Origin of the sequence: Corallococcus sp. 4LFB, from assembly GCF_046520365.1 — a bacterium.
Classification (GTDB): Bacteria; Myxococcota; Myxococcia; order Myxococcales; family Myxococcaceae; genus Corallococcus; species Corallococcus caeni.
Map to the genome: position 1 here is coordinate 1 of NZ_JBKGHJ010000431.1, position 7,185 is coordinate 7,185.

The window sequence follows — 7,185 nt, forward strand, 5'->3', positions numbered from 1 at the left end:
CGGCTCGTCGGTGCGCTCGGCCTGCACCTCGCGCAGGAAGGCGCGGGGCCTTTCGGCGGCGACGGGCACGGGCGTGGGCGGCGGCGGACGCGCGACGAGGCCGACGCCACCGGGGGCTGCTGGAGCAGCTCCGGCGGCATCTCCTCCGGGTACATCCAGAACTCCTTCGTCACGTGGCTGGCGATGGCGAACAACGCCGACCAGGGCACCGCCACCGTGAAGCGCGAACCGGAGAAGCTCAGCGTGGAGCGCACGCCCCACTCCCCCACCGTGAGGTCGGGTGGCTCGAAGCGGTAGGAGAGGTTGAGCCGCAGGTGTGCTTCGCCTCGGAGGCTGGCGGGGACGAGCACGCCGGGGCGGCGCGCGTCCAGGTGGATCATCACCATCCCCTGGTCGAGCGCGGCCAGCAGCCGCTCCTTCTTGTCGGAAACCTTCTTGTCCATTCCAGCCTGTCCAGCGGGGAATTGCGGGCGCGCCCTCAACGACGGCGCACTTCCCGGTCCATCTCCCGCTTCGTCTCCCGTTCCTTGATGTCGTGGCGGCGGTCTTCGTGCGTCTTGCCGCGGCACAGGCCCAGCTCCACCTTGGCCCGCCCCTTCCTGAAGTACAGCACGAGCGGGATGATGGAGTAACCGCGCTCGCGCACCTTGGCCGTCCACCGGTCGATCTCCGCGCGGTGCATCAGCAGCTTCCGGCCCCGCGTGGGCAGGTGGTCGAAGACACTGGCCGCCTTGTAGGAGCCGATGTGGGCGTTGAGCAGGAACAGCTCCGTGCCCTTCTGGAGCGCGTAGGCGTCCGACAGGTTGGCCGTTCCTTCACGCAACGACTTCACCTCGCTCCCCGTGAGCTCCAGCCCGGCCTCTATCTTCTCGTCCACCGTGTAGTCGAAGCGCGCACGCCGGTTCTCGGCAATGAGCTTCACCCCCGGCTCCGCACCCACACCCTTCGACTTTCCAGCGGCCATAACGTGTCCCGGGTCTCCTAACCGGCCAGCGGCATGTTGTCGATGAGCCGAGTGGTGCCCGAGAAGGCCGCCACCAGCATGCGCGCCGTCTGTCCGGGCGCCACCGTCACCAGGGGTGAGAGCGTCCCGGCGTCCCGCACCTCCACGTAGTCCTCCCGGAGGTCCGCCGCCTGCAATTCACGGCGGGCAGCCTCCACGAGCGCTCCCGTGTCCCGGGTGCCGGAGGCGAGCAGGGCCTGGGCCGCCCGGATGCCCTTCGACAGGGCGAGCGCCCGGCGGCGCTCCTCCGCGGACAGGTAGGCGTTGCGGCTGCTCATGGCCAGCCCGTCCGGTTCGCGGAGGGTGGGCATGCCCACGATGTCCGCGCCCAGGTGCAGGTCGCGGTTGAGCGTCTTGATGACCTGGAGCTGCTGGTAGTCCTTCTCCCCGAACAGCGCCACGGCCGGGCGGAACAGCGCCAGGAGCTGCGTGACGATGGTGGCGACGCCCCGGAAGTGGCCGGGACGCCGCTCGCCGCACAGCCCCTGGCTCACCTCCGTGACCTCCACGGAGGTCTGGTAGCCCGGGGGGTACATCGCCGCGGGCTCGGGGGCGAACACGGCCGTGACGCCCGCGCTCGCGCACTTCGCCAGGTCCCCCTCGAAGTCGCGCGGGTAGCGCGCCAGGTCCTCGCGGGGACCGAACTGCGTGGGGTTCACGAAGATGGAAGCCGCCACCACGTCCGCGCGCCGGCCGCCCTCCCGCATGAGCGAGACGTGCCCCTCATGCAGGAAGCCCATGGTGGGCACGAGCGCCAGGGACCTTCCCTCCTTCTGGAGGGACGCGACCCAGGCCTTCACTTCCGCAACGGTGCGCAGGACGTGGGGGGCCATGGCTAGACCGGAGCCCCGTAGATGCCGCCGACCTTCTCCACGGCCTCGCCAGCGCCTTCCGCTTCGGGGACGACGGGCGTGGGCGTCACCAGCCGGATGCCCTTGGTGGCCTTGAAGCTGTGGTCCTCGTCCGGGAAGGTGCCCGCGCGCACCTCGGTGAAGTACGTGTTCGCGGCCTCCGTGATGTTCCCGTGCAGGTTGGCGAAGCGCTTGACGAACTTCGGCTTGAAGTCCGGGTTCATGCCCAAGAGGTCGTAGCAGACCAGCACCTGGCCATCACAGTGCTTGCCCGCGCCGATGCCGATGGTGGGAATCTTCAGGCTCTGGGTGATGGTGCGCGCCAGCTCCAGCGGCACGCCCTCCAGCACCAGCGCGTAGGCCCCCGCGGCCTCCAGCGCGAGCGCGTCCTCCAGCATGCGGCGCGCGGCGTCCTCGTCGCGGCCCTGCACCACGTAGCCGCCCATCTTGTGCACGGACTGCGGCGTCAGCCCCAGGTGGCCCATGACGGGGATGCTGGCGCGGACGATGGCGCGCACGGTGTCGGCGAACTCGGCGCCGCCCTCCAGCTTCACGCTGCCCACGTTGCCTTCGGACACGAGCCGCCCGGCGTTGCGCACCGCCTCCTGCGGCGACACCTGGTAGCTCATGAACGGCAGGTCGCCCACCACGTGCGCCCGCTTCGCGCCGCGGCTCACCGCCGCGCAGTGGTAGACCATCTGGTCCATGGTGACGGGCAGCGTGGAGTCCTGGCCCTGGATGACCATGCCCAGCGAGTCACCGACCAGGAGCACGTCCGCGCCTCCCTCGTCGAGGATGCGCGCGAACGTCGCGTCGTACGCGGTGACCATGCAGATCTTCTGACCGGACTGCTTCAGGCGCTTCAGCGTGTGGATGGTGACCTTGTCCTTCACGGTTCACCTCCTGTGGCAAGACGGGTGGGACAGCCGCGTGGAACGTCAGGCCCCTCGCCGTCCCCAGGGGGATCGCCGGAGGCCGGGGTTCCACGGGGATGCACTCTAACGCCCTCAAAGGCCGCGTGGGGGGATCACCGCACCACCCCAGGCAACCAGCCGGGCGGCGGCTGTCAGCCCCGGCGGGACCGGGGGGTGTAGTGCTGCACGCCGGACTTCGCGGACGCGATGGCCTGCATCAGGTCCTCGCGGTCCTGCTCGTTGTGCACGAAGTCGATGTCCGACGTGTTCACCACCAGCAGCGGCGTGTCCTGGTAGTGCGCGAAGAAGTCGTTGTACGCGTGCGTGAGCGCCTCCAGGTAGCCCGCGTCGAACTTCCGCTCGAACTCGCGGCCGCGCTTCTTGATGCGATGCAGCAGCACGTCCAGCTGGGCCTGGAGGTAGATGACCAGGTCGGGTTGCGGGACGCGGGGCCCCAGCGCCTCGAAGACGCGGTCGTAGAGGGCCAGCTCGTCCGAGGCCAGCGTGAGGTTGGCGAAGATGCGGTCCTTCGCGAACAGGTAGTCACTCACGGTGACGGCGCGGAACAGGTCCTGCTGGAAGAGCTCCTGCTGCTGACGGAAACGCGACAGCAGGAAGAACACCTGCGTCTGGAACGCGAACTTCTGCCGGTCCCCGTAGAAGCTGGAGAGGAAGGGGTTCTCCTCCACGACCTCCAGGATGCGGCGGCTGCCCAGGCGCTCCGTGAGCAGGTGGGTGAGGCTCGTCTTGCCCACGCCGATGGGGCCTTCGACGACGATGTAGCGGTGGTCCATCGGCCCGAGGCCTCCGCCCCCGGAATCCACGCATGTGACACATGCGCGCGGGGGGCGGATAACACAACCATGCCCCCGCGCATCCGGCAATTTTCGCCGGGCCACCCCACCCTTGCGCCCTCCGAGGTCATCCCCTACGGTGCCCGCGAACACGCAAGCAGCGGAGCAGCGGGCCACAGATGCGCGGCAGGCAGCGGGTGAAGACGGTGGTGGACCTGGTGGAGCCCACGGAAGCGGCGCCCGCCGCCCGTACGGCCACGGCCCCGCCCGCACCTCCCGTGGACGTGGATCCACTCTATGGCGTGGCCCTGCTCAAGACGGCCTTCGAGCTGAAGCGCCGGCCGGAGGGCTCCGTGGACGACGTGCTCAGCGGCGTGCTCGCGCGCCTGCGCATCAACGAGGACGAGTTCCGCGCGTTCCTCGCCCAGCAGGGTGGGCTCCTGGCCGCGCTGGGCCAGAAGCGCTGACGTCTCCCCTACTCTTCTGAGCCGTCCTCTTCCGGCGCGTCCGGGGGCGGCGGCGCCATGGCGGTGACGGGGCCCAGGGCGCGCTCGATGGCGGCGAACTCCTCCGGGGAGAGCGTCTCCGCGCGGCGGCCCGGGTCGATGCCCGCCGTCTGGAGCGCGGCCAGCATCGCCTCCGGCTTCGCCAGGCCCTTGTCGGACTTGAGCGAGTTGATCAGCGTCTTGCGGCGCTGCGCGAAGCCGGCCTTCACCAGCCGCGTGAAGCGGGCCTCGTCCACCAGCGGCGCGCGGGGCTGCTTGAGCCGCGTGAGGCGCAGCACGGCGGAGTCCACCTTCGGGGGCGGATGGAAGCGCCACGCCTCCAGCGTGAGCACCTGCTCCACGTCGAAGTGCAGGCCGAGCAGCACCGTCAGCAGGCCGTAGTCGCGGTTGCCGGGCTCCGCGGCCAGCCGCACGACCACTTCTTTCTGGAGGGTGAAGACGGCGCGCGAGATGTGGGCGCGCTGCGCGAGCACCTGGAAGAGGATGGGGCTGGTGAGGTGGTACGGCAGGTTGCCCACGAGCGCGATTTCGGGCGCGCCGGCCACCTGGGCGAAGTCCACCGTGGCGGCGTTGCCGGGCACCACGCGTACGCCGGGGATGGCCTCCTTCTCCAGCACCGCCACCATGTCGCGGTCGCGCTCCACGGCGGTGACCTGCGCGCCGGTGGCGGCGAGGAAGCGCGTGAGGTGGCCCAGGCCCGGGCCCAATTCCACCACGGGCTCGCCCTCGCGCAGCGCGAGCGCGTCCGCGATGGACTGGAGCGCGTCCGGGTCTCCGAGGAAGTTCTGTCCCCAGCTGTGCTTGGCCCGCAGGCCGTGGCGCTTGAGGATGTCGCGCGGAGAATCCACTGTCAGGCCCCTACTCCATGCGCCAGGCGGGGTCGGCCGCGAGGCGGAAGTCACCGCGCAAGCCGCGGCGCCACGCTTCATACCCCGCGACGGCGATCATCGCGCCATTGTCCGTGCACAGCCTCACCGGCGGCAGGAACATCCGCAGGCCCCGCTCCTCCGCTCGCTGCTTGCACAGCGCGCGCAGCCGGGAGTTCGCCGCCACGCCGCCGCACAGCACCAACTGCGTGTGGCCCAGCTTCTTCGCCGCGGCGACGAGCTTCTTGGACAGCACGTCCGCCACCGCCTCCTGGAACGACGCGCACAGGTCGTGGAGCGCCTGGCCCTCCGGCACGCCGTGCTTCTGCACGTGGTGGAGCACCGACGTCTTCAGCCCGGAGAAGGACACGTCCAGGTTGTCGCCCGGCAGCGCGCGCGGGAAGCGGATGGCCTCCGGGTTCCCCTTCTGCGCCAGCTCGTCGATGGGCTGCCCGCCCGGGTACGGCAGGCCGAGGATGCGCGCCGTCTTGTCGTAGGCCTCGCCCGCGGCGTCGTCGCGCGTGCGGCCGACGAGGCGGTAGTTCCCGTAGTCGCGCACCTCGTAGAGGCTGGTGTGGCCGCCGGAGACGACGAGCCCCAGGAACGGCGGCGCGGGCGCGTCCTCCAGGAGGCGGATGGCCAGCAGGTGCCCTTCCAGGTGGTTGGCGCCCACGAAGGGCTTGCCGGTGGCGAGGCTCAGCCCCTTGGCCACCTGGAGCCCCACGAGCAGCGCGCCGATGAGGCCGGGGCCGGACGTGACGGCGAGCAGGTCGATGTCGTCCAGCGTCTTGTCCGCGCGGGTGAGGGCCTCGTGGACGACGGGCATCACCTGGACGATGTGGTTGCGGCTGGCCAGCTCCGGCACGACGCCGCCCCAGCGGCGGTGGATGTCCACCTGCGTGGAGACGACGTCCGACAGGACGCGCCGCCCGTCCTCCACGACGGCGGCGGCGGTTTCATCGCACGAGGTTTCGAGTCCCAGGACGAGCACGACGACTCCAGCAAGGACGGGGAGGCGGACGGGCCGCCTAGCTGCCATCCCCTTGAGCAGTGCGCGCACGTCCTCCGCCGAGCTCCCCGTCGGTTCGAGGAACAGATACTTCTTATAGGCCTCGGCCGCTCGGCTTTGATCGCCGGAGAACTGGAGCGAGCTGCCCAGCCAGAACCAGGCCTTCGCGTTCTTGGGCTCCGCCTTGACGACGTCCTGGAGCAGCCTGGCCGCTTCGCGGTAGCCGGACTCGCTGGTGCTGCTGTTGTTGGCCAGCGAGATGCCCAGGCCCGTCTTCGCCTCGATGGAGTCGGTGTCCAGCGCGAGCGCCTTGCGGTACGCGACCACGGCCGACTGGAATTTCTTGCGGGACATCGCCGCGCGGCCGTCCTTGATGAAGTCCGCGTAGGTGACCTTCGCCTGCACCACGGGCGGCGGCGCGACTTCCGGCGGAGGCTTGGGCGTCGCGGCGACCGCGAGGCCCGCGTCGGGGACGGCGGCGGGCTCCGGCGTGGCGGTCTTCACCGGCGCGCCCGCGTCCTCCGGGGCCGTGGCGGTGACGGTCTTCGGCGGGTGGCCCCGCGTCGGTCCGCGCGTCCACGGTCTTCACGGGCGGCGGCGCGACTTCCGGCGGAGGCGTGGTCTCCGGCGGCTTGGGCGCTTCCACGGGCGGAGCGGGCTGCGTCACCTTCGGTTCGGGCGGCTTGGGCGTTTCGGAGCTGCCCGAGCCCTTGGAGATCACCACCGCCGCGACGGCCGCCACCAGCAGCAGGCCGCCCGCGACGTAGAGGCCCGTGCGCTTGGGCTTCATCGCGGCGATCAGCGCCGCGTCGTCCTCGTCGTGCGCGGACTTCGTGGATGCAGGCTTCGTGGAGGCGGTGCTGTTCGTGGACGCGACAGGGGCCGCCGTGTTCGCGCCGGGAGCGGGAGGCGCCGAAGCGCTCGCTCCAGGCGTCGCGGACGCGGTGGGCTCGGGCTCCGTGAAGTACGCCTCGGACGCGGGCACGTCCTGCGCGGCGAGCTCCACCGGCGCGCTGGAAGCCGGCTGCGCATCGAAGGGCGTCGTCGCGGGGTACTCGACGTTGAGCGCCACCGGGGCCACCTGGGGCGGCACGATGCCGTGGCCCGGGTACGGGGGCAGCGCCAGCTGCGGCGGCGTGGCCTCCTCCACCGGCACTTCGTCCTGATGGGGCTCCGTCCCACTGACCAGCGTCACCTCCGACGACGGCGGGGCCGGCGTGGGCGGCGGCACGGGCGCCAGCG

Annotated in this window: 8 protein-coding genes and 2 pseudogenes; 2 read left to right on the forward strand and 8 right to left on the reverse strand. The window is 71.1% G+C overall.

The genetic code is table 11. The annotated features are described in order from the left end of the window. The 5 genes and pseudogenes from ACLEQD_RS32975 to ACLEQD_RS32995 form a co-directional block, all read right to left on the reverse strand. Positions 1-443: pseudogene (locus tag ACLEQD_RS32975) on the reverse strand (stringent starvation protein B); the annotation flags it as partial. A gap of 35 nt (positions 444-478) precedes the next feature. Further along, positions 479-964, reverse strand: coding sequence for an SsrA-binding protein SmpB (smpB, locus tag ACLEQD_RS32980; RefSeq protein WP_014398822.1), 486 nt, complete (start codon positions 962-964; stop codon positions 479-481). Between the two features lie 17 nt (positions 965-981). After that, positions 982-1,836: a pantoate--beta-alanine ligase gene (gene panC, locus ACLEQD_RS32985; protein ID WP_410389481.1), complete on the reverse strand. Its 855-nt coding sequence runs from the start codon at positions 1,834-1,836 to the stop codon at positions 982-984. Positions 1,837-1,838: 2 nt separating this feature from the next. Next, on the reverse strand, positions 1,839-2,747 hold the full coding sequence (gene panB, locus ACLEQD_RS32990; RefSeq protein WP_410389483.1) for a 3-methyl-2-oxobutanoate hydroxymethyltransferase: 909 nt from the start codon (positions 2,745-2,747) through the stop codon (positions 1,839-1,841). A gap of 173 nt (positions 2,748-2,920) precedes the next feature. After that, positions 2,921-3,562, reverse strand: coding sequence for a deoxynucleoside kinase (locus tag ACLEQD_RS32995; RefSeq protein WP_171417131.1), 642 nt, complete (start codon positions 3,560-3,562; stop codon positions 2,921-2,923). 179 nt (positions 3,563-3,741) lie between these two features. Between ACLEQD_RS32995 and ACLEQD_RS33000 the strand changes: the two genes are divergently transcribed. Continuing rightward, the gene (locus ACLEQD_RS33000; protein WP_410389485.1) at positions 3,742-4,029 is read left to right on the forward strand and encodes a hypothetical protein; all 288 of its coding nucleotides are present in this window, start codon (positions 3,742-3,744) and stop codon (positions 4,027-4,029) included. Between the two features lie 8 nt (positions 4,030-4,037). On the opposite strand, the gene rsmA is transcribed toward ACLEQD_RS33000, so the two are convergent. The 3 genes and pseudogenes from rsmA to ACLEQD_RS33015 form a co-directional block, all read right to left on the reverse strand. Beyond that, positions 4,038-4,916 (reverse strand): 16S rRNA (adenine(1518)-N(6)/adenine(1519)-N(6))-dimethyltransferase RsmA, encoded by an 879-nt coding sequence (rsmA, locus tag ACLEQD_RS33005; protein ID WP_410389487.1) that lies wholly within the window; start codon positions 4,914-4,916, stop codon positions 4,038-4,040. Positions 4,917-4,926: 10 nt separating this feature from the next. Beyond that, complete coding sequence (gene tsaD / locus ACLEQD_RS33010; protein WP_410389491.1) at positions 4,927-5,973, reverse strand: tRNA (adenosine(37)-N6)-threonylcarbamoyltransferase complex transferase subunit TsaD; 1,047 nt, start codon at positions 5,971-5,973, stop codon at positions 4,927-4,929. Between the two features lie 105 nt (positions 5,974-6,078). Next, positions 6,079-6,297: pseudogene (locus ACLEQD_RS33015) on the reverse strand (tetratricopeptide repeat protein); the annotation flags it as partial. A 419-nt stretch (positions 6,298-6,716) separates the two neighbouring features. On the opposite strand from ACLEQD_RS33015, the gene ACLEQD_RS33020 reads away from it, so the two are divergent. Beyond that, entirely contained in the window at positions 6,717-7,109 is a 393-nt protein-coding gene (locus ACLEQD_RS33020; protein ID WP_410389489.1) for a hypothetical protein, read from the forward strand. Positions 7,110-7,185 lie beyond the last annotated feature (76 nt).

Coding starts and splice junctions, on each gene's coding strand:
- smpB (WP_014398822.1), bottom strand. CDS start 964: ATGGCCGCTGGAAAGTCGAAGGGTGTGGGTGCGGAGCCGGGGGTGAAG.
- panC (WP_410389481.1), bottom strand. CDS start 1,836: ATGGCCCCCCACGTCCTGCGCACCGTTGCGGAAGTGAAGGCCTGGGTC.
- ACLEQD_RS32995 (WP_171417131.1), bottom strand. CDS start 3,562: ATGGACCACCGCTACATCGTCGTCGAAGGCCCCATCGGCGTGGGCAAG.
- ACLEQD_RS33000 (WP_410389485.1), top strand. CDS start 3,742: ATGCGCGGCAGGCAGCGGGTGAAGACGGTGGTGGACCTGGTGGAGCCC.
- tsaD (WP_410389491.1), bottom strand. CDS start 5,973: ATGGCAGCTAGGCGGCCCGTCCGCCTCCCCGTCCTTGCTGGAGTCGTC.